General features: G+C 69.5%; 25 protein-coding genes and 1 pseudogene. 8 read left to right on the forward strand and 18 right to left on the reverse strand.

The window, feature by feature from the left end; genetic code table 11:
* Window positions 1-643: 643 nt before the first annotated feature.
* Window positions 644-1,639 (forward strand): hypothetical protein, encoded by a 996-nt coding sequence (locus ABZ887_RS48115; protein ID WP_361305514.1) that lies wholly within the window; start codon window positions 644-646, stop codon window positions 1,637-1,639.
* A gap of 161 nt (window positions 1,640-1,800) precedes the next feature.
* Here ABZ887_RS48115 and ABZ887_RS48120 read toward each other — a convergent pair whose 3' ends face one another.
* The 5 genes from ABZ887_RS48120 to ABZ887_RS48140 form a co-directional block, all read right to left on the reverse strand.
* Window positions 1,801-4,161: a caspase family protein gene (locus ABZ887_RS48120; protein ID WP_361305516.1), complete on the reverse strand. Its 2,361-nt coding sequence runs from the start codon at window positions 4,159-4,161 to the stop codon at window positions 1,801-1,803.
* Between the two features lie 2 nt (window positions 4,162-4,163).
* Window positions 4,164-4,577, reverse strand: coding sequence for a hypothetical protein (locus ABZ887_RS48125; RefSeq protein WP_361305518.1), 414 nt, complete (start codon window positions 4,575-4,577; stop codon window positions 4,164-4,166).
* A gap of 505 nt (window positions 4,578-5,082) precedes the next feature.
* On the reverse strand, window positions 5,083-5,349 hold the full coding sequence (locus ABZ887_RS48130) for a hypothetical protein (RefSeq protein ID WP_361305520.1): 267 nt from the start codon (window positions 5,347-5,349) through the stop codon (window positions 5,083-5,085).
* Window positions 5,350-5,363: 14 nt separating this feature from the next.
* Entirely contained in the window at window positions 5,364-5,906 is a 543-nt protein-coding gene (locus tag ABZ887_RS48135) for a peptide deformylase (protein ID WP_361305522.1), read from the reverse strand.
* Between the two features lie 23 nt (window positions 5,907-5,929).
* Window positions 5,930-6,907: a helix-turn-helix transcriptional regulator gene (locus tag ABZ887_RS48140; RefSeq protein WP_361305524.1), complete on the reverse strand. Its 978-nt coding sequence runs from the start codon at window positions 6,905-6,907 to the stop codon at window positions 5,930-5,932.
* A 144-nt stretch (window positions 6,908-7,051) separates the two neighbouring features.
* Here ABZ887_RS48140 and ABZ887_RS48145 point away from each other — a divergent pair, with 144 nt between their 5' ends.
* Genes ABZ887_RS48145 through ABZ887_RS48160 form a run of 4 tightly spaced genes read left to right on the forward strand, consistent with a single transcriptional unit; the run spans window position 7,052 to window position 10,900 of the window.
* The gene (locus ABZ887_RS48145) at window positions 7,052-8,206 is read left to right on the forward strand and encodes a glycosyltransferase family 1 protein (protein ID WP_361305526.1); all 1,155 of its coding nucleotides are present in this window, start codon (window positions 7,052-7,054) and stop codon (window positions 8,204-8,206) included.
* Window positions 8,203-8,910, forward strand: coding sequence for a hypothetical protein (locus ABZ887_RS48150; RefSeq protein WP_361305528.1), 708 nt, complete (start codon window positions 8,203-8,205; stop codon window positions 8,908-8,910). Before ABZ887_RS48145 ends, ABZ887_RS48150 begins: the two co-directional genes overlap by 4 nt.
* Complete coding sequence (locus ABZ887_RS48155; protein WP_361305530.1) at window positions 8,907-9,476, forward strand: hypothetical protein; 570 nt, start codon at window positions 8,907-8,909, stop codon at window positions 9,474-9,476. The genes ABZ887_RS48150 and ABZ887_RS48155 overlap by 4 nt, the downstream gene beginning before the upstream one ends.
* Window positions 9,434-10,900: a glycosyltransferase family 2 protein gene (locus tag ABZ887_RS48160; protein ID WP_361305532.1), complete on the forward strand. Its 1,467-nt coding sequence runs from the start codon at window positions 9,434-9,436 to the stop codon at window positions 10,898-10,900. Before ABZ887_RS48155 ends, ABZ887_RS48160 begins: the two co-directional genes overlap by 43 nt.
* A 74-nt stretch (window positions 10,901-10,974) precedes the next feature.
* Here the strand turns inward: ABZ887_RS48160 and ABZ887_RS48165 are convergent, their stop codons facing one another.
* The gene (locus ABZ887_RS48165) at window positions 10,975-11,487 is read right to left on the reverse strand and encodes an ATP-binding protein (protein WP_361305534.1); all 513 of its coding nucleotides are present in this window, start codon (window positions 11,485-11,487) and stop codon (window positions 10,975-10,977) included.
* Between the two features lie 101 nt (window positions 11,488-11,588).
* On the opposite strand from ABZ887_RS48165, the gene ABZ887_RS48170 reads away from it, so the two are divergent.
* Window positions 11,589-12,503 (forward strand): FkbM family methyltransferase, encoded by a 915-nt coding sequence (locus ABZ887_RS48170; protein ID WP_361305536.1) that lies wholly within the window; start codon window positions 11,589-11,591, stop codon window positions 12,501-12,503.
* Window positions 12,504-12,680: 177 nt separating this feature from the next.
* Here the strand turns inward: ABZ887_RS48170 and ABZ887_RS48175 are convergent.
* From ABZ887_RS48175 to ABZ887_RS48190, 4 genes and pseudogenes are all read right to left on the reverse strand, one after another.
* A pseudogene (locus ABZ887_RS48175) lies at window positions 12,681-12,890 on the reverse strand (hypothetical protein); the annotation flags it as partial.
* 107 nt (window positions 12,891-12,997) lie between these two features.
* On the reverse strand, window positions 12,998-13,498 hold the full coding sequence (locus tag ABZ887_RS48180; RefSeq protein WP_361305538.1) for a hypothetical protein: 501 nt from the start codon (window positions 13,496-13,498) through the stop codon (window positions 12,998-13,000).
* Window positions 13,495-14,097, reverse strand: coding sequence for a hypothetical protein (locus ABZ887_RS48185; RefSeq protein ID WP_361305540.1), 603 nt, complete (start codon window positions 14,095-14,097; stop codon window positions 13,495-13,497). The genes ABZ887_RS48180 and ABZ887_RS48185 overlap by 4 nt, the downstream gene beginning before the upstream one ends.
* An 11-nt stretch (window positions 14,098-14,108) precedes the next feature.
* Entirely contained in the window at window positions 14,109-14,705 is a 597-nt protein-coding gene (locus tag ABZ887_RS48190) for a hypothetical protein (protein ID WP_361305542.1), read from the reverse strand.
* 112 nt (window positions 14,706-14,817) lie between these two features.
* Here ABZ887_RS48190 and ABZ887_RS48195 point away from each other — a divergent pair, with 112 nt between their 5' ends.
* Window positions 14,818-15,444: a nucleotidyltransferase family protein gene (locus ABZ887_RS48195; RefSeq protein ID WP_361305585.1), complete on the forward strand. Its 627-nt coding sequence runs from the start codon at window positions 14,818-14,820 to the stop codon at window positions 15,442-15,444.
* On the opposite strand, the gene ABZ887_RS48200 is transcribed toward ABZ887_RS48195, so the two are convergent.
* The 4 genes from ABZ887_RS48200 to ABZ887_RS48215 form a co-directional block, all read right to left on the reverse strand.
* Window positions 15,419-16,396 (reverse strand): hypothetical protein, encoded by a 978-nt coding sequence (locus tag ABZ887_RS48200; RefSeq protein ID WP_361305544.1) that lies wholly within the window; start codon window positions 16,394-16,396, stop codon window positions 15,419-15,421. The genes ABZ887_RS48195 and ABZ887_RS48200 overlap by 26 nt on opposite strands.
* Before the next feature lie 81 nt (window positions 16,397-16,477).
* Window positions 16,478-17,830 carry a hypothetical protein gene (locus ABZ887_RS48205; protein WP_361305546.1) on the reverse strand — a complete coding sequence of 451 codons (1,353 nt, stop codon included), beginning with the start codon at window positions 17,828-17,830 and terminating at the stop codon, window positions 16,478-16,480.
* Window positions 17,827-18,174: a helix-turn-helix transcriptional regulator gene (locus tag ABZ887_RS48210; protein WP_361305548.1), complete on the reverse strand. Its 348-nt coding sequence runs from the start codon at window positions 18,172-18,174 to the stop codon at window positions 17,827-17,829. The genes ABZ887_RS48205 and ABZ887_RS48210 overlap by 4 nt, the downstream gene beginning before the upstream one ends.
* Before the next feature lie 370 nt (window positions 18,175-18,544).
* Window positions 18,545-18,937, reverse strand: coding sequence for a helix-turn-helix domain-containing protein (locus ABZ887_RS48215; RefSeq protein WP_361305550.1), 393 nt, complete (start codon window positions 18,935-18,937; stop codon window positions 18,545-18,547).
* Window positions 18,938-19,086: 149 nt separating this feature from the next.
* On the opposite strand from ABZ887_RS48215, the gene ABZ887_RS48220 reads away from it, so the two are divergent.
* Window positions 19,087-19,932, forward strand: a complete 846-nt coding sequence (locus tag ABZ887_RS48220) for an NAD(P)H-binding protein (protein ID WP_361305552.1) — start codon at window positions 19,087-19,089, stop codon at window positions 19,930-19,932.
* Window positions 19,933-20,077: 145 nt separating this feature from the next.
* Here the strand turns inward: ABZ887_RS48220 and ABZ887_RS48225 are convergent, their stop codons facing one another.
* From ABZ887_RS48225 to ABZ887_RS48240, 4 genes are read right to left on the reverse strand one after another with little or no spacing between them, the layout of a single operon-like run.
* Window positions 20,078-20,506, reverse strand: coding sequence for a DUF6262 family protein (locus tag ABZ887_RS48225; RefSeq protein WP_361305554.1), 429 nt, complete (start codon window positions 20,504-20,506; stop codon window positions 20,078-20,080).
* Window positions 20,496-22,751 carry a tyrosine-type recombinase/integrase gene (locus ABZ887_RS48230; RefSeq protein ID WP_361305556.1) on the reverse strand — a complete coding sequence of 752 codons (2,256 nt, stop codon included), beginning with the start codon at window positions 22,749-22,751 and terminating at the stop codon, window positions 20,496-20,498. Before ABZ887_RS48230 ends, ABZ887_RS48225 begins: the two co-directional genes overlap by 11 nt.
* Window positions 22,748-23,911, reverse strand: coding sequence for a tyrosine-type recombinase/integrase (locus tag ABZ887_RS48235; protein ID WP_361305557.1), 1,164 nt, complete (start codon window positions 23,909-23,911; stop codon window positions 22,748-22,750). Before ABZ887_RS48235 ends, ABZ887_RS48230 begins: the two co-directional genes overlap by 4 nt.
* Window positions 23,817-24,968, reverse strand: a complete 1,152-nt coding sequence (locus ABZ887_RS48240; RefSeq protein ID WP_361305559.1) for a tyrosine-type recombinase/integrase — start codon at window positions 24,966-24,968, stop codon at window positions 23,817-23,819. Before ABZ887_RS48240 ends, ABZ887_RS48235 begins: the two co-directional genes overlap by 95 nt.
* Window positions 24,969-25,007 lie beyond the last annotated feature (39 nt).

Genomic DNA, 25,007 nt, shown 5'->3' on the forward strand with positions numbered 1-25,007 from the left:
CTTGTCCTTTCTGTTCACCTGATCCGCGGGGGCGGCGCGGCCTGTGCCGCGCCGCCCCGGGCCGAGCGGGTGGATCACTCGAAGTAGTTCGACTTGTCGGCGTCGTTCTCGTTCTGCCGGCCGAGGGTGACCTCGTCGGCGTCGGCCGACACCAGAACCGGGAGCTGGGGGGTCACGATGATCTCGATCATGATCGTTTCTTCCTCTCGTCTGCTGCTCCGGCGGCCGCCGGGCGGCGGGGCCGGTCATGCACCCCCGCTCCTCGGCACCGGGAGCGAGAGGGGACTTCAGGGGGCGGGGGTCAGTACCGCTCCCAGCCGATCTCTTCGCGGTAGCCCTCGTCGGAGCTGCCGAGGGTGACCGTGTCGGCGTCGACGCTGTGCAGAACCGGCGCCAGGGGTGCCGTGCTCTCGTCCATGGGTCCTCCGCTCTCTCAGCCGGACAGTCCGGCAGCGCTTCAGATCCGAGATTGGCTCAACCGTTCGAGCCCGTCGACGGATTGAGGGGGTCCCGGAGGGGCCCCATCTCCACCAAGGAGTCACCAACCCTGTGCGCTCAGTGATTGACTGAAGGCGTGCAAGCAACCACCCAGCACCCGCTCGTAGTTGCGCGCCTCGCGGCCGGCAAGACGATGGACGATCTCGTGGCCAGCATCCATAACGCGGCCGCCCAGCGTGGCCTGCGGTCAGGCACGGACGTAGCCCGGGTGCGCAAGTGGCAGCGCGGCGTGAGACCCAGCGACGAATCCCAGATCTACATCGCCGAAGCCCTCGGCTGGCCCGCAGACATCGTCCGCGCCGACGACTGGCCGAACTGGCTGCCACTCACCGCCAACGGCGTAGTGCCTCTTGGCCCCCACAGCTCCGTGCCCGCTCTGAGAGAGGCCCTGCGAACAGCGATGGAACGCCGAACCTTCCTGACGATCACCGGCACCGCCCTGTCCGCCCTGGCGGCGGACTGGGCAGGCAGTTCTCCCGACGTACTCGCCCAGACGCAGGACGGGAAGCCGGCCAGCGAGGACCTCGTCACCTTCCTGGAGACCTCCACCCAGCACCTGGCCGCTCTCCCCACCGAGCAACGCCAGCACACCCCCGCCCTGCTGGACGCCCACCTGGCCACCGTGACCGAACTCCTCGAGCACAGCCGCTGCACGCCCGCCCTCAGGCTGCGCCTGCACACCCTGGCGGCGTCCCTCTCCCAGACGGTCGCCTGGCACCGCTTCGACCTCGGCCGTCACACCGACGCCAGCCAGCACTGGATCGCCGGACTGCACAACGCCCATGCCGCCGGCGACCACGACCTGGGCGCCGGGCTCCTCGGCGACCTCGCCTACCAGGCCGCCTGGCGCGGCGACCACACCACCTCGGCCCACATCCTCCAGCACGCCCTGACCCGCGCCGAGAACCCGGCAGCCCGCTGCCTTCTCCAACTGCGCCTGGCCCGTACCCTCTCCGCCCGTCACGACCGCGGCGAGCGCACGGCCGTACTGCGCGCCCTGGACGCGGCCGAACAGCACCTGCACGACGCCGGCACCGAACGGCCAGCCTGGTGTGCCTGGGTGTCCGCGGCAGTTATGCGGCCTGTCAACCTGTCTCAACCCGGAAGTGTCTCAACACCACACTGCTGCCTGGCCGCATGACAGATCATTCGCACAATGCAAGTCTCAGAAGGGGGCCCGACCCACTTTTGAGTGAGAACGGGTTCCGAGAACTGTGACCTTAAGGGCTTCAGGGCGCTGAATTTTCACCGCTGTTTGGCGTGCCAGGGGTCCATGCCCGGCGATGGCGGGCGCGACATCCTCTAATAAGAGCTGGTGACCCTCCACAGCCGTACCGTGCCGTCGTTGCCGCCCGAGGCGAGGGTCTTGCCGTCCGGGCTGAACGCCACCGAGTTAACGCCTTTCGAGTGGCCGGTGAGGGGTGGTCTGAGCTGCTTGCGGGTGGCTACGTCCCACAGCCTCACCGCACTGTCCCCGCCGCCCGAGGCGAGGGTCATGCCGTCCGGGCTGAACGCCACCGTGGTCACGCCCTTGCTGCCGGCGGCGAGGGGTGGGCTGAGCTGCTTGCGGGTGGCGACGTCCCACAACCTCACCGTGCCGCCCTCCTCGTCGCTATTGGCCGAGGCGAGGGTCTTGCCGTCCGGGCTGAACGCCACCGAGTTCACCCAGAGACTCCGATCAGTGAGGGTACCGAGCTGCTTGCGGGTGGCGACGTCCCACAACCTCACCGTGCCGCCCTCGCCGCCCGAGGCGAGGGTCTTGCCGTCCGGGCTGAACGCCACCGTGGTCACGCCCTTGCTGCCGGCGGCGAGGGGTGGGCTGAGCTGCTTGCGGGTGGCGACGTCCCACAACCTCACCGGGCTGCCCTGGTTGTAACTGGTCGAGGCCAGGATCTTGCCGTCCGGGCTGAACGCCACCATGGGCACGTCCCCGCTGCCGGTGAGGGGCGGGCCGAGCAGGTTGCGGGTGGCTATGTCCCACAGCCGTATCTCCAAATTGCCGCCCGCAGCCAGGGTCTTGCCGTTCGGGCTGAACGCCACCGAGTTGACCAAGAAACTCCGATCAGTGAGGGTACCGAGCTGCTTGCGGGTGGCTACGTCCCACAGCCGCACTGTGTGGTCGAAACTGCCCGCAGCCAGGATCTTGCCGTCCGGGCTGAACGTCACTGACCGGACGTATCGGTTGTTGCCGGTGAGGGTGTAGGCCACAGCTGAGGTGTCGCCGACAAGGAGGTAGGTGGCGGTGGTGGACAGACCGATGGCGCCCAGGGTGAGCAGGAGACGGCGGCGGGCGAGATACCGGGTCGGGGGGTGTTTCGCGGATGGGCTCTGCGTCGCCTGCTGCTGGTCGGCAGCGTGTGGGGCGGTGCCGGATGTCGCTGGGATGGCGGCGGAAGTCGTCGGGGCGAGCCCGGTCGAAGCAGGAAGGCCGGGTTCGGTCGGCCGGGCTGCGGGCAGCGTGACATCGGGTTTGGATCGTCCTGGCGTGTCGGGCGGCGGGGCGGTGGGTGAGACTGGCGGAAGCTGCCCGATGGTAGAGGTGGGCTGAACCACCGGTGACGAGCTGCTGCCTGCCGGGGTGGTGGCGAGGCCCTGGCTGCCGGGCTGGGGCGGGGGTGCTGGACTGGGGCGAAGGACGGGCGTCGTCGTCTTGGTCACCGACTCCGCCGCGTCGGGTGCCGCACCGCCCGGCGATTCGTGAGGGAGGTCAGGGTGGTGGGGAAGGATGGACTGCAGGCGCGCGATAGCTGCGGCTGACACGAGTCTGCTGTCGTCGCCAGTGAGGCGATGGATCTCCTCTAGGGTCTGGTTGCGTACGGTGTCGTTGCCGATCCGGTGCAGGTGGGCGAGCCCGTCCAGGGAGGCGAGCCGGTCGTCGGCGATCGGGCTGCGGAGCGCATTGCGCAGGTGGGTCGGCAGAGTCCAGTTGATGTTGCGGGCGATGACGATGCGGCCCTCGACGTTGTCCTGCTTCTTCGGCCGCTGCTGGGGCATTTCGTCCACGACCCGGTCATGGACGTAGCTGTAGAGCTCGTCGAGGGTGATGTCGCCATCGCCGTCGAGATCGGCGCTGCCGTCACGCAGGCCCGCCACCAGGTGCCGGGTGAACACCGACTGCACCGCCTGGCCGCGCGGCTGGTTGCCCTCGAACGAGTACTGGGTGGCGTCGGAGGCGGTCAGCACGGTGCGGCCGCGGCCCTGGAACCGCTCCAGCGCGTGCACGGCGGTGTCGCCCTTGGCGAGGCGCCCAGCTGGAAATGCACCGCTGTAGCAGCAGTCCAGGATCAGCACCTTCTGCCGGGACATGCAGCCGGACATGGCCTGATCGATCTGCTCGGCGGACAGCGCGGTGAACAGGAGGCTGTCGCGGCGCGTGTTGGTCATCGCCAGGTACAGCCGGCCGTCATCATCCTTGAGGCCGTGGCCGGTGAAGTACAGCAGGGCCAAGTCGTCGCGACGCCGGTCGCGGTAGAAGTCACCGATGGCCTCGCCGACGAGGTGGTGCGGCTCATTAACCAGCGTAGTGACCTCGAACCCGGCGATGTCCGGGTTCCGTAGCACCGCGGCGAGCGCCTCAGCGTCGTGCGCCGGGGCGGTCAGCTGCTGCAGTCCGGTGTCCTGGTAATCGTAGGTGGCGATCAATAGCGCCAGGCGGCGTCCCACGGCTAGCCACCTGTGTGGCGACGGATGTACGCGTCGATCAGGTCGCGCCGCTCGGCGGTTGTGGCTCGCTCCAGTTCGATCGTGTCGCCGTCGATGGTCAGCGAGACGCGGTGCCGGGCGGAGGATCGGCCCAGCCAGTCGCGCAGGGTCTCGACGAGCGCGGTGAACACGCCGCCGGACGCGCTCAGCGCCACAACGACGGCTCCCAGCGTGACCGCATCAGTGCCCTTCGCACCCGCGGGAGCCGTGCCGCCGAGTCTGGGACGGACCGATTCGACGTCCAATTCAGCGATCTCGGCCCGCAGATGGCGTGCCAGTCGTTCCAACGCCTCCGGGTCCAGCTCGGGGTCGGGAGCGATGTCGAGCAGCACACTGAGCATGCCGTCCGCCCGGCCCCCCGTGGGACCACTTCTCATCGCAGCGTCGTCGTGCATGCGTCCCCCGCCAGCGAGTTGTCGCGAAACCGTTCCCCACAGTGTGGCGGCGTGCGACGACCTGCGGCAGCCGGTCGGGGTAAATTGCCGCCAGGTGGGGCGGGACAGCTCCAGGACGACGTACTCGCGGGGCTTGCCGCACATGCACGCTGCGGGCCCCCGACCCCTCAGCAGGGTGAAACGTCCTCCGGGCTGCTGAGGGGCAGCTGCCGTGATGGCTCGACGGCGACGGCCAGTTCTGAGCTCCGGTGGCTCCGGAGGGACCGCTGGTCACGCTGCTGAACGTGGAAGCACGCTGAAGAGTCCCTGAACGGCGCGAACGCCGGGCTCCCGTCATCCGGCGGGGGTTCCCGGCGCTACGTCTTCCGTACCCCAGGGGGCCGACCCCTTTCAGTATGCCACCGCTGCCCTGCTTGAATACCACCAGGGCCGAATCGTCGGCGAGCAGGCGTCGAGCCCAGCGGGCGACCTGCTCGCGCTAGCGCGGCTAGGACGCCGGGCGGCGCAGGGCGCGGACGGCGTCGGCGAGTTCGCGGTGGGCCTCGCGGGTGGTCTGCACGCGCCACAGCGGTCGGCCGCCGTCCGGCTCTGCGGAGACGGTCCCCAAGTAGGTTCCGCCGTCGTACGCAGCCCAGGTCGGGCGGTCGGTGTCGGCGGGCCTGACCAACTGCACGGGCCGTTCGTCGATGGCACGGACGAACAGGTCGTCCCAGGTGGCCGGGTCCTCGGCGTCCAGGTCCTCCACGGTCGTCACCGGCGGTTCCGGGGTCAGGAGTCGTACGCCCAGGACCGGCCGGTCTGCCGGTACTGCTCGACGGGGATGGGGTCGACGCCGGGCCGCATCCGGTGCAGGTACAGATGGCCGTCGAGGTGGTCGATCTCGTGGGCGATGAGCCGGGCAAGCCCCCGCTCGTAGACCGTGGTCACGGTGGTGCCGTCGAGCGCGGTGGTCTCGACGGTGATCCGCAGGGGGCGGGGGACCATGCCGCGGACGTCGAAGAACGACAAGCAGCCCTCGTACTGCTCGTCACTCTCGTCGGAGGCGGCGGTGATGCGGGGGTTGAGCAGCACGATGGCGCCCGCGCCTTCCTCGGCGGGCTGGACGACGGCCGCCGCCCGACCGATGCCGATCTGCGGGGCGGCGATACCCATCCCCTTGGCGAAGGTGTGGACGCGGGCGATGCGCTCGATCGAGGCGAACAGCATCTCCACGGCCTGCTCGGCAGCCTCACGCTCGGCAGGCAGCTCGAAGAGACGGGCCGGTTCGGCAAGGACAGGAGCGCCCTGCTGGACGACCCCCAGATCGCGCATCTGCTGACTGGGCCGCACCTCGATCACCTGAACTCCCCTGACATCGCATCCTGTTCGGGCCGGGCCCGGAATCTCCATTCCAGACGATAGCGAGCGTGCAGCACCGGCTGGGTGGTCGACCAGGTGAAGACGCGCATCCCGTCCTCCTCGCGCCGACCGGGGGCGGAGCGAAGCGGGGACGCCTCGGCGGACATCGAGGTCTCGGTGCCCCACACCACCGGATCGAGCGCGGCCGGGAAGGCCAGCTCCGCCTCCAGGTGCTCGGTGGGCAACCTGACGGCCCGCTGGAACCAGCGACCCCACTTGGTGTCGCTGACGGTGTACGCATACTCGATCCACACCGAATCGCCGGGGTAAAGCGGGAAGCGGCCCTGGTCGTTGTCGAACAGCAGCCACAGCTCCTTGAAAGCGTCCCGGTCGTGCTTGGCCTGCCAGCGCATCGCCTCCCCGCGGCAGGTCGCTGTGAGCGCGAGTTCCTCCCAGGTCAACGGGTGGGCCCGGTAGTGCGCGTTGGAGCGTTCCGGGTCACCCGGGTAGCGGTCGACCGAGATGCGGATCAGGTAGCGGGTGATGGGATCGGCTCCGGTGTTACGCAGCAGGCGACGCATGGTGAGCCGGTACAGGCGGCCGTCGTAGTCGAGACGGGCCGCGTCGTGCTCGACGACAATCGCCGAGCCGGTGGCGTACGGCTGCTCGCTCCTCCGCGGCGCAGGCACGGCGGTGGTGGCCGCCTTGGCCTCCCGGGCCTTGGCCGTCTCATAGTCGCACCACCTGCGCCAAATGGCCTTTCCTGCGTTCAGCGTCTCGTCCGCGCGGCGGGCGAAGTCCTCGGTCGGCTTGTGCCGCCCGGACTCCACGTGGCTGACGTAGGAGGGGTGGAAGGCCATCAGCTCGGCGAGGGCCTTCTTCGCCATCCCGCGTACCTCGCGCCAGTAGGCGACCTCGGCCGCGAAGTCTGCCGCAGTTTGTTCCACGGTGACCGCGTCGCCCTGCGCGTCCATCAAAGCCCCCGCTCCATCGGCCAGTTGAGTGCGTGAGTGAACCGTGAGTGAGGACAGTTCACCATTCTGTCGCCCTCCTCGCCGCAGGTTTCCTTCCCACACCGGCCCGGTTCGACCCCCGCGGCCGGCGAGAGGGGATGCGCGATGCGCCTGCTGTACCTGCTCAACGTCTCCAACCCGAACCGGCTGTCGGCGGACTCCGGCTTCACCTTCGCCGACCTGCTCGCCCCAGCCCTGACCGATACCGGAGCCGAAGTGACCGTGGCCGCCCCGGTCGCGGCCGGGGACGCCCGAGTGGGCTTCGAGCCCACCACGGCGCCGACCACGAAGTACCGGGCCCGCTTCGACCCGGGCCTTAACGGCCTGGTCGACCTCATCCGCCGCACGCGGCCGGAGGTGGTGGTGGCCAACCAAGTCGAGGCCGCCCCGGCGATCCGGGCCGCACTGCTGGAAGCAGGGACGGACGCACTGATCGCCGGGTACTGCCACTACCTGCCGTTCTCCTTCGCCGACGACGGGAACCTGACGCTGGACCCGTCGCTGGACGACGGCGGACTCGGCCGGAGCGTGCTGCTGGCCTTCGCCGCCGGGCTCGCGGCGTGCGACCGCGTCCTGGTCCACTCCTCCACCGCCGCGTCCTGGACGACGGCCGCCGCCGCGCGGATGGGCGTGGACCTCGCAGAGAAGTTGCACGTCGTACCCGCCCCGCGCGATGAACGCCTTCTCCGCGACCCAGCCGACGTGGTGGTGCCGGACGGGGAGGCTGTCGCCGTCTACAACCACCGGCTCTACGCGCACTACGGCACCGCCCAGTTCACCGCCCTGGCCCGCCGCCTCGTGACCGAGGCCCCCGTGCGGCTGACGGTGATGGACCTGTTCGGCCAGCGCAGCCCGGAGCGCGTCCGGCTCGACCCGAGCCCCGAACAGCACCGGGACGAACTCGCCGCCCTCGACGGGGTCACCCTCGCCTGCGACCGGGGCGACCGCGTCCGCTACCGCAACCTGCTGGCCGGCGCGCACTTCGGGATCGCGCCGTTCCGCGCGGGCTGCCCCTGGTCCATGTCCGTGATCGACTGCCAGGGCATGGGCCTGCCCGTCATCGCCCCGCGCACCGGCTGGCTGGCCGAGCACATCGACGACGACCTCCTCTTCCACACCGCCGACCAGGCCATCGCCATCGCCGCCCGGCTCGCCACGGACACCGAGTTCTACCGGGTGCACGCCAAGCGTGCGCACGCCGCCACCTCCGAGTTCACGCCGCCCGCGGTGGCGGCCCGCTACCTGGAGGCCCTGCGATGACCGGGCTGTTCGACGCGGTGATGCTGTCGTACGACGAGCCGCTCGCCGACAGGCTCCACGCCCGCCTCCAGCGGGTGCTGGGGGTGAAGGTCAAGCGGCTGCACGGGGTGCAGGGGATGCGCCGGGCCTACCGGCTGGCCGCCGAAGTGGTGGACGCCGAGCAGTTCCTGCTCGCGGACGCCGACCTCGTCATCGCCACCGAGTTCGCCCTCCCCACCGTCGAGCCGCTGGCGGAGGGGGTGTCGATGCGGGTGTGGCGGGCCCGCAACCCGCTCAACGGGCTCATCTACGGCTACGGCGGACTGAAGCTGATCCGCCGCTCGGCCCTGCGACAGCTCGGCGAGGCCGTAGACGTGCTGGCCGCGCTGCCGGGCCGCACCGAGTTCGTGGCGGACCTCGCCGGCACCACCAGGATCAACCAGTCCCCGTATCACGCCTGGAAGGCCGGTTTCCGCGAGTGCGCGATGCTGTCCCGCGGCAGCGAGTACGGCATGGACGACGCCGAGGCGGCCGAACGGATCGCCGCCTGGACGGCCGGCGGCGAGGGCGAGTTCGCCCAGTTCGCCGTCTCCGGGGCCCACGAGGGCGTTGCCTTCGCCCGCGAAGCGGCCCGCGTCCCGGCCCGGTTCGACAAGCTCAACGACCCCGGATGGCTGTACGCCCGGTTCACCGCCGGGCACGGCGAACAGGCCATCGCCGGATGACCCCCGCGCCCCTGGTGCTCGTCGAGCCAGGCGCCCACCGTCTCGGCGGGCACCGCCACCGCACCCTGACCGCGCTCGCGACCGCGCACGGCAACACACTGGTGGTCACCCCGTACGGCATCGCCGCCGAGACCCGGGTCTCCCTGACCGCGGCCGGGGCCCGGGTCACCGGCCCCGCCGGGGCGGTGCCCGCCATGCTCGCGGCGGCTGGCACCGCCGCCGCGGTGCTTGCCGCGGCCGGACGGCGGGCGTTCGCCTCCCGCCGCTGGCCCGCGCCCGTACGGCGCTTCCCGCACCAGGTCACGCTGGTCGCCCGCTGCCTGACCGAGGCCGCCTGCGTCCGCGCCGGCCACCGCCTCGCGGGCGCCGCGGCCACGGTGGTGGTGCTCAGCGCCAGCGAGGCCCTGCACGGCGCCGCCGGACTGCTCGGCGGGCCGCACACCCGTTTCGTCCACGAGCTCGTCACCACCGAGGACACCGTGCTGCGGCTGGCCGATCGCCTGACCCGCCGCGGCGTCGGCGGGTGCGGGTACTCACCCCCGCCGACGCCGTACGCGACGAGCTGACCACCTGCTTCCCCCGGCTGCCGGTCGCGGTGCGGCCGTTCGCCGTCGCAGACCCCGGCGACCGGCTCACCGACGCCGAACGGCGCCAGGCCCGGGAGGACTTCGGCATCCCGGCCGCCGAGGCGGCCGTGTGCCTGGTCGGCGGCTGGTGGCCGTACAAGGACACGGGCGTCGTCGACGCCGCCCTGGCCCGGCTCGACGTCCCCGTGCACCTGCTGGTTGCTGGCAGCCCGCTCGACCACAAGGTGCTTCACCGGTGGGGCGCCCTGCCCCACGTTCGGCTGCACACCGTGCCCGGCCCGGCGAGCGAGGCCCAGATCCGCGCCGTCTACGCTGCCTGTGACGCCACGCTCGTGGCCCGCCGACCCGGGGTGGGCAAGGAGTCCGGGCTCGTCATCGACGCCGTACGCCTGGGCGTCCCGCTGATCCTCTCCGAGCACGACCCACACCTGACCAAGGCACTGGCCGGGCAGGACTGGACCCGCCTCTTCCCGACCGGCGACGGCGCCGCCCTGGCCGACCTCCTGCGTGACCTTGCCTGGTCCCCGCTACCGAGACCCACCGGGTGCGAGGCCGCCGACCTCGGCGTGCCCACGGCCGCCGAACAGACCGCCTTCCTCACCACGCTGAAGGAGCCGTACCTGCCCGCCCTGCCCCCGCTGATCGCCGTCGTCGGCCCCGTCGAGCCCGCCCTGCTGACCGCCTGGGTGCACCACTACCGCACCCTCGGCATCGAGCGGTTCCACCTCGCCCTCCACTTTCCCGAACACGTCGAGCCGGAGCGGCGTCACCAGGTGCAGGCCACCTGCCGCGAACTCGGGATCGTCCCCGCCGCAGTGAGCTGCGGGCCGTGGCACGAGCACACCAACCCCCAGCTGCGGGACACCCTGCGCGAGCACGCCGGCGCCGGGTGGCACCTGCTCGCCGACTCCGACGAGTTCCACGCCTACCCCGCCCCGCTCGCCGAGATCCTGGCCGAGGCGGAGCAGTCGGGCACCGGCACAGTGCGCGGGCTGATGCTCGACCGCGTCACCGCCGACGGAGCCCTGACCGGCTGGGACCCGGAGCAGGGCCTGGACGCGGCCTATCCGCTCGGCGGCTTCCTCACCCACCACCTGCTGCGCGGCGACCCCCGCAAGATCGTGCTCGCCCACTCCAGCGTCCCGGTGGCCTCCGGCAACCACCGCGCCGAGGGCCACCGCCCCGCCAACCGGCCCCCGGTCGTGGTCCACCACTTCAAGTGGCGTGACGGCGTGAGACGGGACGTCGAGCGGCGGGCGGAGCACTCGGCGGACGGCACCTGGAAGACCGCCTCCCCGGCCCGGCTCGCCGAAGCCCGGCGCCTGCTGGACCACCTCCAGCGGCACAGCGGCCGGATCGCCGTCGACTCCCCGCGCCTGAACCTCCGGCCCGTCTCGGTGTAGACGATTCCCGGCTGGTGGGCCGCGGAAGCGACGCGACTGGTCACCACCTGGCGGCCCCCGGCGCCTACCGCTGGTCAGAAGGAACCGGGCTCGATGATCTCCTCACCCTCGTCGTGAGGAGGCTCGAACCGGGCGTAGAAGTCGTCCAGCGCCGACTCCGAGATGGTCAGCGCGTTGGCGTCCTCCCGCCCATTGCGCTCTTCCAGGCGGCGAAGCAGCTCCTCACGGGGGACGGGGAAGTACAGCAGCCGCCACCGGCCGCCCGCCTCCTCGACGAGCTTCTTCCACTCGTTGCGGGCGGCACGTGTCCACAGTCCGTGGTCCAGCACGATGTCCTGCCCGGCAGCGACCCGCTCGACCAGCTCCTCGCGGACCTCGGCGACCACCGGCGTCTCCAGGGCGAAGTAGTCCCGCTCCGGGTAGTCCACGCCGTAGCGGCCGTGCCGGGCGTGCACCCGCTCGTCCACGGACAGCCGCACCGCCCCGGCCGACTCCAGCCGCCGCCTGGCGTATGTGGTCTTGCCCGACCCGGTCAGCCCGACCAGCAGATACACCACCGGCCCGCTCTCCCAGCCTGCCGCCTTCACCCGTGCTCCTCCATCACCCGCTGGGACTCCTGCGCCCAGCCTGCCACCCTCATCCCCACCGCGCGGCCGGATCGGCCGTACCCTCACCCGGGAGGCCATCCGTGATCCCTCCGCCCCTGCTGCGTGCCCTGCGCGGGTACGTGCGGTACGCGCCCGGCCGTCTCGGCAAGCCACAGCTGGCCGCCCGGCTGAGCGACCACCTCAAGCACCACCCGCTCACCGCGACCGCCCGCACCCGCGACAGCGCGGTCTTCCCTGCGGTCACCAGCGACGTCATCCAGCGCTACCTGTGGCTATTCGGCACGTGGGAGCCGCACCTGACTGCCTGGATGCGCGCCCGCCTCACCCCGGGAGACCTGGTGGTGGACGCGGGCGCACACACCGGCTACTTCACGGTGCTGGCCTCCCGGCTCGTAGGACCCTCCGGCCGTGTCGTCGCCATCGAGCCGTCCCCCGTCTTCCACCAGGCGCTGACCGCCAACCTCGCGGCCAACGGGTGCCACAACGTCCGCACCGTCAACGCAGCCGTCTCCGACACCCCGGGACGGAAGACCTTCTACCTGGAGCGCTCCACCAACCTGGGCGGCACCACCGCCGTCCGCCCGCGCACCGTGGAAGCCTCCTTCGAAGCCGGCACGGCCCCGCTGCCGCACCTGCTCACCCAGGACGAACTCACCGCCGCCCGTCTGATCAAACTCGACGTCGAGGGCGGAGAGGCGGCGGCCGTGCGCGGGCTCGCCCCGCTCCTGCCCCGGCTGCGCCACGACGCCGAGCTGGTCATCGAGGTCACCCCCAGGCTGCTGGCCAAGCAGGGCCACGCCGTCGACGACGTCCTCGGACCCCTGCGCGAGCACGGCTTCCACATCTACCGGCTGGCCAACGACTACGCCGCGGCCAGCTACCCGGCCGCCCTCGCCAGGCCCGCGCCGGCGGTGCGGTGCCACGGGGCCGTCACCGAGATGAGCGACCTGGTCCTCTCCCGCACCGACGCCGCCACCCTGCCGCCCCGTTCCTGAACCGCACGCCCCGGCGGTTGTCGGCGGACCAGGCGGCGCCGCAGGTGGAAGGCGACCCGCCCGCACCGCCGCGTGCTCATGTCCGCGCGGCGGGTAGGGCTGCCCAGTCAGGTTCGTAACATCCAACCGCAAGGCGGTGGCCAGCACCGCCAGCCGGCCGCGGCGGTCCACCCACTCCCGGCCGGTCTCCAGTCCGGCGAGGTAATCGAGCTCCAGGCCGGTGCGGGAGGCAAGGTCACCCCGGGTCAGTTCCCGGTGGCGGCGCCAGGCGGCCAGGCGGGCCCCAATCGGGCCGCCGGCGGCCGTCTCGTCCGACTCGCGCATCACCAGATTGCTCGCATACCCACTCGCCCGGACCGTGCTCCGCCAGGACAAACGCCCATCCATCTCGTTCAGGGGAGGGTCGAGTCCCCCGTGGCAGGACGCATATGCCTGGCGCGCGACACATGAGTCCCACTGCTGGAGGCCGCGCGAACTGGCAGGTGACGCGCCCGTCAGGGCGGGGCAGGGCTCGGGGCCGGCAGGACCGCAACGTTGACGCCGGACTGCCGCAGCCGTTCGAGGAGACGGGCGTTCTGGGTCTCCAGTTCGGCGTTGCGCAAGGCCAGCACCTGGATCTGGTTGGCGTACGTGGCCACGGTGCCCTTCAGCTCGCGGACCTCGGCGGCATGCTCGCTGCGAAGCTCACGCTCCGCCTTCTTCAGCCGGGACACCTCCGCCCGCAGCTCCTCCGGTTCCGGGCGGCGGGTCTGCGGTGCCTCCAGGATCTCCCTCACCGCCTGTGCTACTGGCGAGCGGTAGTAGGAGGCGCGGGAGACGCCGGCCTCGGTGCACAGGTTCACAATCGTGATCTTGCCGTCGGTGAGTTCGGGCAGCCCGTGCATCAGCCGCTCGAACGCCTCCACCAGCGCGCGGTCGATGCCGGTGAGCACTCTGCCGCTGGTCGAGAGCCGGTCGAAGGTGTGCCGGATGCGCAGCCGTGTCTCGTCGTTCACTCCGACCCCACGCCTTCCTTGATGTCGTCCGTAGTGATGCTCTGGATGAGTTCGCCGAGTTCGGTGGCGTAGTCGGTCAGGGCGATCACCTGCAGCCGGGGCAGGGCCTCACGTTCCTTCTTGGGCATGTCGAGCACCGTCAGGGCCTGGTCGCGTGCGGTAGTGAGCCGGGGCAAGTGCACTGCCGACCGGCGGGCGTTGGGGCAGTTCAGACACATGTTGTACAGCGGCACCGGGCGGCCGAGCGCCTTGGCGCGCTTGCGGCAGACTGCGGTGGCGGCTTGGTAGAAGCAGTCGTTGAGTACCCCAGGGTGCAGCGTCTTGGTCAGGTGCCGCAGCATCGTCCGCAGCCGGGCAGGCGACGCGACGACGCCGGGTAGGTCGCCGAGTTCGCGGCGGATTCGCTCGAACTCGGCCGAGATCCGCTCGGCGGCCCCGCCGGAGGCGACGCCACCGTTGTTCCAGTCCCGGTAGATATCCTCCAGGTAATCCAGTCGCGCGACCGCGTCGTTGGCCGCTACTTCCTCGGCGAAGCCGGACTCCGATGTACCAAATGGTGGAGTCGGGTATTGGAACTGTCCGAATGACTGGGCCCGCAAGGCTTCGGCTGCTAGGGAGCCGCTGGACGGAGCCCGTACTCGGCCAGCCACTGGAGCAGGTCTTTGCGAGAGGTCTTGACGAGGCGGCCTCCGGTGAAGCGGGCGTCGTCGGTCACCTCTGCCACGCACTCTGGAGGGGGCATAAAGGACTGGGCCTCCTCGTCGGTGGTGAACTCGCCCTCCGCCAGGACCAGGCCCTGCAGATGGCCGTCGAAGACGTCGACACCCAAGGGAGGCACGCTGAAACGCGTCTTGGTCAGCACTGCAGCCGGCAACGAGGCGAGCAGGTCGTACTCGGCTGGCGACAGGTACGTATTCGTGATCAGTCCCTGAATCGCGCCTGTCCGAGCGACCGGCACCTTCTGGGTGAGCTTGAGTTCGCAGCCGCCGTCTGACCGTTCGGCGCGTCGCAGACGCAGGCGCGTTCCCACCAGATAGCGGTCGGTGATCATCCGGGTGACTGTCACTGCTGACGGTGCCGGCGCTTCAGCCAGCAAGAACCGCCGTTCCCGCTCGACGCGCGCGTACTTTCCCGGGTGAACCGTCTGACCTTGAACCCCACCGGCCTTGTCCATCACGAAGACAGCTTCCCAGCTGGTTCTGCTCACGATGCCTGAGTTTTTCGGTGGGATCGACCTCACGAAGTCGTCGAAACAGCAAGGAGAGACTTCGCGAAGTGGATCGGCCGTGGTCCTGGGCGAGTTGTGGTAGGCAGGGATGGTGATCAGCCGACTCCCTCTCGACGAGCAACTCGAGTCCCTGCGTGCGGTGCTATCGCGTAACGACGTGTTGACGGAGGTGCTGGCGCGGACTGCGACGTTGGGTCTGCCTGGGTGGTATGTGACCGCGGGATGCCTGTTCCAGACCGTGTGGAACGTGGCCACGGACAGACCACCGACCAGCGGCATCAAGGACTACGACGTCTTCTACTTCGACGCCGACGATCTGTCCTGGGAAGCAGAAGATGCCGTGATCAAGACTGGCAAGGAGGTCTTCGCCGACCTCCCGGCAGAGGTTGAGATCCGGAACGAGGCCCGCGTTCACCTCTGGTATGAGGACAAGTTCGGAGTGGCGTGTCCGCCGTATGACTCCACTGAGGCGGCGATCGACAGTTTCGCTGCGACAACGTGCTGTCTGGGAGTCCGGCTGGAGGCTGACGGCCGGTGGCGCGTGTATGCGCCTCATGGTCTTTCGGACGTGTTCAACCTGGTCGTTCGGCCGAACCCGGTGCTGGCTCCACGGGCGGTTTATGAGGCCAAGGCAGCGCGGTGGCGAGAGCAGTGGCCTGAGTTGACTGTTCTGGACTGGCCCTCCACGGGTGTCATGTCGACCTCGTCCGTCGACTGACGTCGGCGGCGTAGGCGGCCCAGTCCCCTGCGGATGCCTGCTGCCACTGGACGGCGACCTTGATGTGGACACCGAGCATCCGGGCGAGGATCGCGGCGGGGAGTTCGGTCGCGAGAGTGAACAGCGCGGTGGAGCGATCCTGTTTCGGTCGGATCCCGATCTTATGGAGACGGATGCCGATCTGGCTGTCGGTGAGGGGGCGCCCTGGATGTCCTCCCGGGAACAGCCAGGGAACGTCCTCCGGAGTGCCGATCTTGGCCTTGCCGCGGCGGGTTGCGACGAGCTCGCGGAAGAGGCTGGCCAACGGCGCGGGCAGGACCACCGGCGAGGTGCCGAACGTGATGGAGACAGTGTCGCCGTCGAAGTGGACGTCATCGACAGTGAGTTGGCTGATGGTGGCGATCTTCTGTGCGTAGAGGATCAGTAGCAGTCCCGCGACGCGGTCCGGGGTCGGCAGCGTGTCGTCGTTGAGAAGGCGGCGAGCGTCAGCCCAGCGTTTCTCGCTGTCGATGGTGCCGAGCGGGCCGGTCCAGCGGACAGTGCCGTAGGTCAGGCCACGGGCATGTCGGTGCTGTACCGACCAGCGGACGAAGTGGCCGGTCTCGTCGCGGTAGCTGACCGTGGGATCGGCCATCCATCGTTCCAGGTCCGGCTGGGTGCAGGTCCCCAGCGTGAGCCCTTCACCGGTGAGCCAGGTGAGGAAGTTGTCGGCCGCGGTGATGTGGCAGCGCACGTTCAAATCCTGGAGCCGGGTGGTGTGATCGTCGCCAATGCGCCGGCGGAGCCGGCGCATGTGATGCCAGACCGCGTAGCCGTGCAGGATCCGGCGCTCGGCGAGATCAGTGCGGGCCTGGACCGTGGTGGTGATCCATTTCTCCAGAGCGATGAGCCGTTCGTCGCGGGGCGGGAGGGCGCCGGTCGCAACCAGGACACTGCGCAGGTGAGCCAGCACCTTGCCCGGGGGTAGTTCGTCGAGGACCTCGTGGGTGACGGGCCGCTCGTCACGGCCTATGCGCTCCAGGAGATCTCGTGCTTACGAGCGGGAGATCCAGGCCAGGGCGACGTCCGGGCGCTCGGCTTTCGTCAACGCCTCCTGGAACGGGGCGAGCTCAGGACGTAGGGTCCCGGTGCCATCACCAAGGAGGTCGCGTACTTGCTGGTCGAGGACGCATCGCTGGCAGGGGCGGGGGCTGAGCTGCCAGGTGGTGGTGCAGACCGGGCAGCGACCCCAGAAGTCGGGGTCGGGGTTGGTGCACTTCGCGCACAACGGCGCCTCCCAGTTGCCGCCCCGGGCCTGGGCAACGGAGTCGCAGCCGCTGCAGGTCACCCATCGGTGCTGGCAGCGTTCGCACCACGGCTGGCCGGTGGCCCGGGACATCTCGCAGGCCGCCATTCGTCCGCAGATGCCGCACTCCGCGGTGATCCTTGGCCGGCAGTTGTTGCAGCGGGGACCGTCGGGCAGTCGGGTCGCGACGGGCATGCGTCGGCGGCAGCCGACGCACTCCTCCAGGTTCGCGGGCTGTCTGATCATGCAGTTCGGACACAGCGGTCGGCCCTCGGCGTCGCGGGTGGCGGGCTCGCGCACGGCGCCGCAGCCGGAGCAGGGAACTGCTGCGTGGCGGGCAAAGCAGGCTCGGCAGATCCTCTTGCCCTCCAGCAGTTTGGACAGCGCCTTCACTTCGTGGCAGCGCGGGCAGGCAGGCCGGACGACCTTGGTCGCCCCGGCCTCGACGAGTTCATTGATGAACCGCAGTGCGGCCGGGGTGGGGGCTTCGTGACCGGCCCTGGTCAGCATCTCGGGGCGGGCGACGACGGCCCAGGCCAGGCGCCGCTGCCCGGCGGGCCGGACGGTGGCGCGGCCGAGCGCGGCCAGGACCGCGTCCGTGTGGAGGGTGGGATCGAGATTCGTGATCAGCTCGGTGAGTTCCCGCAGCGGATCGCCGTCGGTGTCAGGGCAGTTCTGACAACGGGGCTCGCCGTGGGGGTCCCGGCTGGTGACGCGTCGTTCTTCGTGGCAGCCCGCGCAGACAGCTGGCTTGTCGAAGCAGGGTGAGCATCCCCACCGTCCTCCGGTGCTGCTGCCGACGTAGCGGCATGCGCGTCCGCACTCACCGCAGCGGGGCAGTGCGACGTTCTGGGCGCCGGCGTCGTTCAGGGCCATCAGCAGTTTGGCGACGCAGTAGGGCGCTGGTGGTTGTCCGGTCCGCAGCAGCGACGGGTCGTCGTGCAGGGCCTGGGCGAGGCTGCGGCGACCGGCTCGTGCGCGTACGACGGTGAGGACGATGTCGCGGACGTGCTCGGCGGGAAGGTGCTTTTCGACGTTCCCAATCAGCCGCACGACCAGGCCGACCGGATCCGCGATGACCTCCTTGGCAAGACCGGTCACCGGTCAACTCCGCTGATCCGGGCCCGCCGGGGCCGCAGGTCACCGACTCCTTCAGAGACCGAAGCCCCGCCTGCGGCGGCCTTCTTCGGCTTCGTTGCGGAGCCGGCCACGGCGATGGGCTCGATGAGATCGTCCATGGTGCAGTCGAGGATGTCGAGCAGGGCCATGAGGATCTTCAGGCTGAGGCGTTCGGGCCGCTCAACGACGAGCCGGTAGACCTGGCTCGACGACAGGCTGATGCCGCGTTCCTTCAGCGGCGGGATGAGGTCGGTGGTGGAGAACATCCCGCGGTCCGCCATGACCTTGCGCAGGTGCCAGTGGTAGTCGAGCTTGGCGGCCATCATCGGGTCCTTCCTCGTCAGACCCCGGCGAACGCCGGGGCCAGGGCCTTGCTCAAGGCAGTGTTCATGAAGTCGTCGCTGACGTGCGTGTAGATGGCCGTGGAGCTATCGCACTCGTGACCGACTTGCTCTTGAATTATCTTGAGTTCGCTCCCTCGACAGGCCCATGACCAGTGTGTTTTCGTCGCGGCGTATGTAAGTGACGTTGCGGATGAGGGCACGGCTGCTCCTTTCAGCACGGGGCGATCGTTACCGACCTGGGACTGCTGTTGGAGCTCCGTGAAAACGCCAGTCCGGCTCTTCACCTCACTTGCCTGCGGGATCAACCAGGTAGCGGAAGTTCGGACAAGGATCGAGCCCTCTCGCTGACGCGCTACCGGGGTGGAACGGTGTCGTAGTCGTGCCGGGCCTGCTCGACCTTGTCCAGGTTGTCGGCAGCCCATTCGGCGAGGTGTGCGAAGAGTGGGGCCAGGCTGCGGCCCAGGTCGCTGATCTCGTACTCGACCCGAGGGGGGACCTCCGGGTGGTACGTACGCACGACCATGCCGTCGCGTTCCAGCTGACGCAGCCGCTGGGTCAGTACCTTTGGTGTGATCGTGCCGATCCGTCGTTCCAGCTCGACGAACCGTTGTCGGCCATGCATGTGGAGAGTCCACAGGATCGGCGTGGTCCACCGGCTGAACACGATGTCCACGACCGCACTGGTCGGACAGGCGAGTTCCGGGTCGGTCGCAGCGGCTGCCACCCAGTCAGTGTCACCGGCCATAGACACCCCCTTCGGGATAGTCACTTTCCTGTAGGTACCTACTATATCGACGGTGTTAGCGTCCCCGTGTCGCCCAGGGAGCAGCTCCCCGCGGCGGCCCCGCCCACTCGGGCGGTGACAACGATGCTGAATTGACACGGGAGTTGTTCATGTTCGTAGTGACGGGTGCGACCGGTAACGTCGGCCGATCGCTCGTGCAGGCCCTCGCGGCAGCCGGTGCCGAGGTGACTGCGACATCCCGGGGAATCTCGGACGCGGACGTGCCGGAGAGCGTTCAGTACACGCAGGCGGACCTGGTCGATCCTGAGAGCCTTCGGCCCGTTTTCGCCGGAGCTGACGCGCTGTTCCTTCAAAGCGGCGGCGCCAGCGCGCACCTGCTGAACACGCCGGCCATCCTCGACGTGGCCAAGGCCGGCGGGGTCCAGCGGGTGGTGCTGCTGTCCTCGGTGGGGGTGGCGTCCCGGCCGGAGTCGGCCTCGCATGGCGGCGTGCTGGGGGCCATCGAGGAGGGCGTCCGGCGGTCGGGTCTCGAGTGGACGATCCTGCGGCCCGGCGGCTTCGCCTCCAACGCCTTCGCCTGGGCGGAGTCGGTCCGCGTCGAGCGGACCGTGGCCGCGCCGTTCGCCGACGTCGGCATTCCCGTCATTGACCCGGCCGACATCACGGAGGTCGCCGCCGCGGCGCTGCGCGAGGACGGACACGCCGGCCAGATCTACGAGCTGACCGGGCCCGAGCTCAGCACACCCCGGCAGCAGGTGGCGGCGATCGCGGACGCGCTCGGTGAGCCGATCGGGTTCGTCGAGCTGACCCGCGCGAAGGCGCGGGAGAAGATGCTCGGCTCCATGCCCGAGCCGGTGGTGGAGACGACGCTCTCCGCCCTCGGTGAGCCCAACGAGGTGGAGTTGCGCATCAGCCCCGACGTCGAGCGGGTGCTTGGCCACGCGCCCCGCCCGTTCGCGGCGTGGGCGGAGCGCCACATCGCCGCCTTCCGATAGGCCCTGTATCTCCGACCAAGGCGATCCCTGGAACATCCATCACGACGCACCGCCGACCGCATCCAGACAGTTCCCGCACCTCGGGGTGGGGATCCAAGGTGAGCAGGTCCGGGGAAATGCCGAGCACGGGGTGGGGAAAATCAAATCAAACAGCCCCAAGATTCCTCGCACCCGCTCGCGGCGGGCCTGTGCAATTCGTCGCCGTGCGCTGTTCACCGAGTGCGCGGGCGAGTTGCTCACGGAGCCGCTGGTTCTCCTCGGTGAGGCGCCGGATGCGGGCGTTGGCGGCTTCGAGTCGCCGCAGCAAGGAAGCATCGGAGGTGCGCTGGCGTGCGGGGATGGGCGATGCGGGATCGCGGCCTTGTACTGCCCGCAGTCGCTCGATCTCCGCTCGCAGGTCCGACTGGGCATAGAGCCAGGACCGGGAGACGCCGGCGCGTTTCGCGACGGTCTCGAAGGTGACGGGCTCGCCCGCCGCATCGAGAGATCGGAGGGCCTGGACGGCCTTGGCACGGGTGTACTCGCTGCGGCGGCGGGCGGCGTCGACGATACGTTGGCTGTTGTCAGCTCGCATCGGCGGTCGCCTCCGGCTGCTGTCCAGGGTCGGACTCCAAGCCAGTGATGATCTTCTCCAGGTTTCCGAGGACTTGGCGGTTCATCTCGACTACGCGCGCTTGCCCGCGGGCCTCGGCAGCGGAGACGATCTGCAGCAGTTGTTGTCGTTGCTCGCGGTGCTGCGGCAGGAACTCAGGGGTCGTTACGAACATCGGGCATGTCAGGCAAGCGTTGGCATGCGGGCACGTCTTCTGTACTGGCAGGCCGCAGTAGCCGTTGGGGAGGGCCTGGGTGACACGGCCGAGCCGCTGCTTGGCCCAGGTGGCCTCGGCCAGTGGACCGTCGGGATCGACGGTGACGCTCTCTCCTTGGATGTTGACCTTGCGGGCCTTTTCCCAGCGCCGGCGGACCGTGGTGTCGTGCAGCCGGGCATAGTGGGCGGTCATCTCGCCGGAGGAGTGATCGAGACGGACACGTACGACTTCCTGCGGGACGTCCCTGTTGATCAGCCTGGTTCCAAAAGTGTGGCGCCATTGATGGGGCGTCAGGTGGACTGCCCGGCCGTGTTCGTCGCGGACGTCACACCGCTCCAGCCAGAGGGCGAGCTGTCCTCGGTAGGAGTGCGTGGTCAGCGGCCGGGCACCGTCGGGGTTCATCCGTGGCGCCGGGAACAGCCACCGGCTGCCGCCGGGCCAACGCTCAAGGACACACTGCTGCTGGGTGGCGATCTCGCCCTCGACTTCCTCGTCGATGGGGACCAGGGCTTCGCGCTTCATCTTCCGGTTGAGATAGCGCAGGTAGGCGGCCCCGTCGGCGTCCCGGATGATGCAGTCGAAGGCCAGGTTGCAGGCATCACCGACCCGCAGCCCGCAGCGCATGAGGATCAAGGTCAGCGCCCGTCCGTCGGGAGTGTGCCAGCGGTCGAGGTTGGCGGGCTGTTCGACCTGGGCCATCACGTGCTCGGCCAGAGCTCGGGGCAGCCGCTTGTCAGGGCGGGGGAAGTCGTCGGGGTAGAAGGTTGCGTTCGACGAGAGGCTCTGGTCCCAGCCGTGGCGCCGCAGGGCGTGGAAAAAGGCGTTCAACGAGCTGATGTCCCGGCTGCGGGAATGAGTTGAGCGTGGGTCCAGGGCCAAGTCGGCGAGATAGCGTTCCAGCACGGTCCGGTCCACGCGGGTGAGCTCATCGGCGGCGACGCGGGGATCGGCCAGGAAGCCGGAGAACCGGTTGAGGGCCAAGATGTCCACGACGGCCTGGTTGACGCTGCGGCCGAGGCTCAGCCGCCAGCGCACGAACCGTTTGGCCAGCTCGCGCAGCCACGGCTGGACGATGCGGTCGAACCGCAGCCGGGCCCGGGTGCCCTCGATCCCGAGCCTGCGAAGTTCCCACACGTCGCGCGGGAACTCGCTCTCCCAGCCGCTGCCGTGGGCGAGGTCCTCCAGGTGCGTGTACGCATACCGCAGGAAGGCCAGCTGACCGTTCTGGCTGTGGCTGGAGCCGCGTCCAGCGGCGTAGTACTCGCTCCACCGCTCCATCGGCCACTCCAGCAGCGACGCGGTGCCGCTGGCAGCGACCAGCCGGATCACCGGGGCAGCGGCCGAGCTGTGGGTGTTGACCTGCCGCTCGTCGTGACGGCACTGGAGCGCGTATTGCAGCTCCAGCCGCAGCTGCCGTTTCCCCTCCAGAGGCCGGAAGTCGAACCGGTCGTCCCCGGCGGCCTCACAGCGGCGGACGAACTCCTCGATCTCGGGGCTGCCGACGGCATACCAACGGGACTTGTGGTTATGGCAGAACGGCGACTTCCCCTGGGCCCACAAGGTGCAGAACGACAGCCGGCAGACCCGGCGGCCGGTGTCCTCGACGGCCGGCAGGCCGGCCGCCCACGTCCTCTTGTGGGGCTTGCCCGCTCGCTCCCAAAAGCCGTGGTGGCGCACGCACAAGCCCTGCCGAGCCGCCCCGAAGCGGCATCCGGCGACGGCGCAGGCCGTCAGTTCCGACCGGCCGACCGGGTCGGCCCCGGGGTCTGCGATGAACGCCTCGACGTCCGGTTTCCCGCGTCGCTGCCAGCGGTAGTAGTGGCCCTTGCAGAGCTGGCGGGTGCGGGGCTGGCGCGGACATCCGGGGACCCGGCAGGAACCCAGATCGAAGATCAGTTCCCCGGGGGCGGGGATGAACACGTCCACACGGAACTCCGGCCGGACGGCGGCCATCAGTTTGCCGAGCAGCCAGGCTCCGGGGGCCGGAGCGGCAGACAGCGCGTCGCTCACCAGCGCACCTCCCGGCCGGTCAGGAATCCTGCGGCCTCCAGGGCTCGGCGGGCGTCCTCCACTGACAAGTGGCCGTAAATATCATGCGTGGTGGCGATCGAGGAATGTCCGAGCAAAGTGCTGACCACTTCGATCGGCACCCCTTGCCGCAGGAGCAGGGTGGCCCGGGTGTGCCGGAACCAGTGCGGGTCGAAGTCGAACCCGGTCTCCCGCCGCAGCCGCAGCACCAGGTCATAGACGGACGGGTAGGTCAGCGGGCGCCCGTAGGAGCCGCCCCACAGGTTGACGAACATGTAGTCGCTGTCCAGGTCGCCGTACTCACCATGAAGGTAGTCGGCGTAGAGCCGCACGATCTCGGGACCGACGGGAACGGTGCGAGGAGAAGCGGACTTGGCCCGAGCCCGGTTGTCGTTGACCCGCGGCATCACGGTCAACTCGCCTTCTGCCACGGCCAGATCCTCGTGGCGCAGGCCCAGGGCTTCACCGATCCGAATCCCGGTCTCCCACAGCAGCGCGAACAAGAACCGGTCCCGCAGCCGGGCGCAGGCGTCCAGGATCGCCTGGGCCTGGGCGGCGGTCAGGAGCGTCGGATGCATGCGGGGCGTCTTCAGCTTGATCGTGCGGCGACGCTCGGGCTGGCCGCCGGCCAGGTGATACAAAAACGGCTTCCAGCCCGTGCGCCGGGCCCGGACCGGCTGCAGCTCGGTGACGAGATCGCCGAGATCCACACCGTGGCGTGCGTGGAAGACGTACAGACCGCTGACCGCGGACAGCTTCCGGTTGACCGTGGTCACCCCGCAGTGATGTTCCGCCGAGGGCAGCAACGTGACACCACCGTCGCGGCCCGCGGGCGGCAGCCGGAGCCAGGCGACGAACTCGCCCAGGTCCTCCAGCCGGACCTCGCGCCAGTCCAGACCACGTCGGTCGAGGAAGACGAACCAGTCCTTCAGATCATGGGCGTATGCCTTGACCGTGTTCGGCGACCGCTCGATGTCGGTCAGGTAGGCCAGGTAGCGCTCAATCGGCTCGACTATGCCGCCCTCATCGCCGAGGACCGTCCACGACTCAAGCGGCGAGTCGGGCATCAGCACCCGTTGCACCAGCATCAAACCTCCCGGAGATCTGTGTGATGGACGGCGGTAGATAACCACCTCCACCACACAGATCTCCGCCCGCCCCGGCCTCGTGCTGCACGTCGTGGACACACCGCTGAGGGCTCAAGAGAAGTTGAATAAATCGCCTATCTACTCCGTCTTCGGTCAAATGTGTGACATATGAATGGCGGATTGAGTGTGGAACTAGGTCTTTCGGGAACTTCAGGGCGTCGCGGTATGCCTCGAACCGGTCGTTGATGGAACTGGGTTGCAGGCGTCCCCCGCGTTCGGTGATCCACAGGGCCGGATGGTCGGGGAACCCGAACCGCGGGCGGACGTTCTCGACGTAGTCGGCGACCGCTTCGACAGCCCAGTCCATCACCGACAGCACGTTCCGCCGCCGCGGCGGCTGCCCCTTCTTCGCCTTGCCATAGCGGACGTTGAGTGTGCCGTACCGGCCGAACTGGCGGGCCTTCGGGTTCCGCCCGAAGTCGACCACATCCAGCTTGGACGTCTCGGTCCGGCGAAGTCCCCACCCGTAGATGACCTTGAAGAGGGTGGCGTCCCGGTAGGCGGCGAGGGCTCCCTTGCGCTTGGACTTCACCGCGCGTGCGACCTGGTCGTCGGCGTAGTCGAGGAACCGCTGCAGTTCTTCTCGGGTGAACGGCCTCGCTTCCGGGTCGCCCTCGTAGTCCTGCAGGTGGGGGAGGGTGTTCCACTCGTGAGCGATGGCCACCGGATAAGCACCAAAGGCTTCTTCGCATGCCGGGCCCCAGCCGTAGCGGGCGTCGATGAGGAGTTCGGTGAACAGCCGAACCGTGCCCTGGTAGCTGCGGATCGTGGATGGCGCCAAGTGCTTCTCGCTCGTCAGGGAGGCTGACCACTCGTCCATGTGGGCCGGCGTCCACTGCCACGGGTACTCGTTCGCGAAATCGAGGAACCGGCGGATCAGCCGTTCCCTCGGGTCGATCGTCTCGTCTTTCAGTCCCCGCGACTTCTGCTGGGCCCGCCAGCCCCGCAACATCGCGTCGAACATCGCGCCCTCGGGACGCAGCTGAACCACCCCGGAGACGAGCTCAAGGTGTGCCGACCCCGCCAGGGCCACCTTCTGCTGATGCGCCACTCCAGACCATCCCTTCTGGAGGGCAGATCATGCATCAGA

Source organism: Streptomyces sp. NPDC047061, assembly GCF_040643955.1.
In the GTDB taxonomy this organism is placed as follows: Bacteria; Actinomycetota; Actinomycetes; order Streptomycetales; family Streptomycetaceae; genus Streptomyces.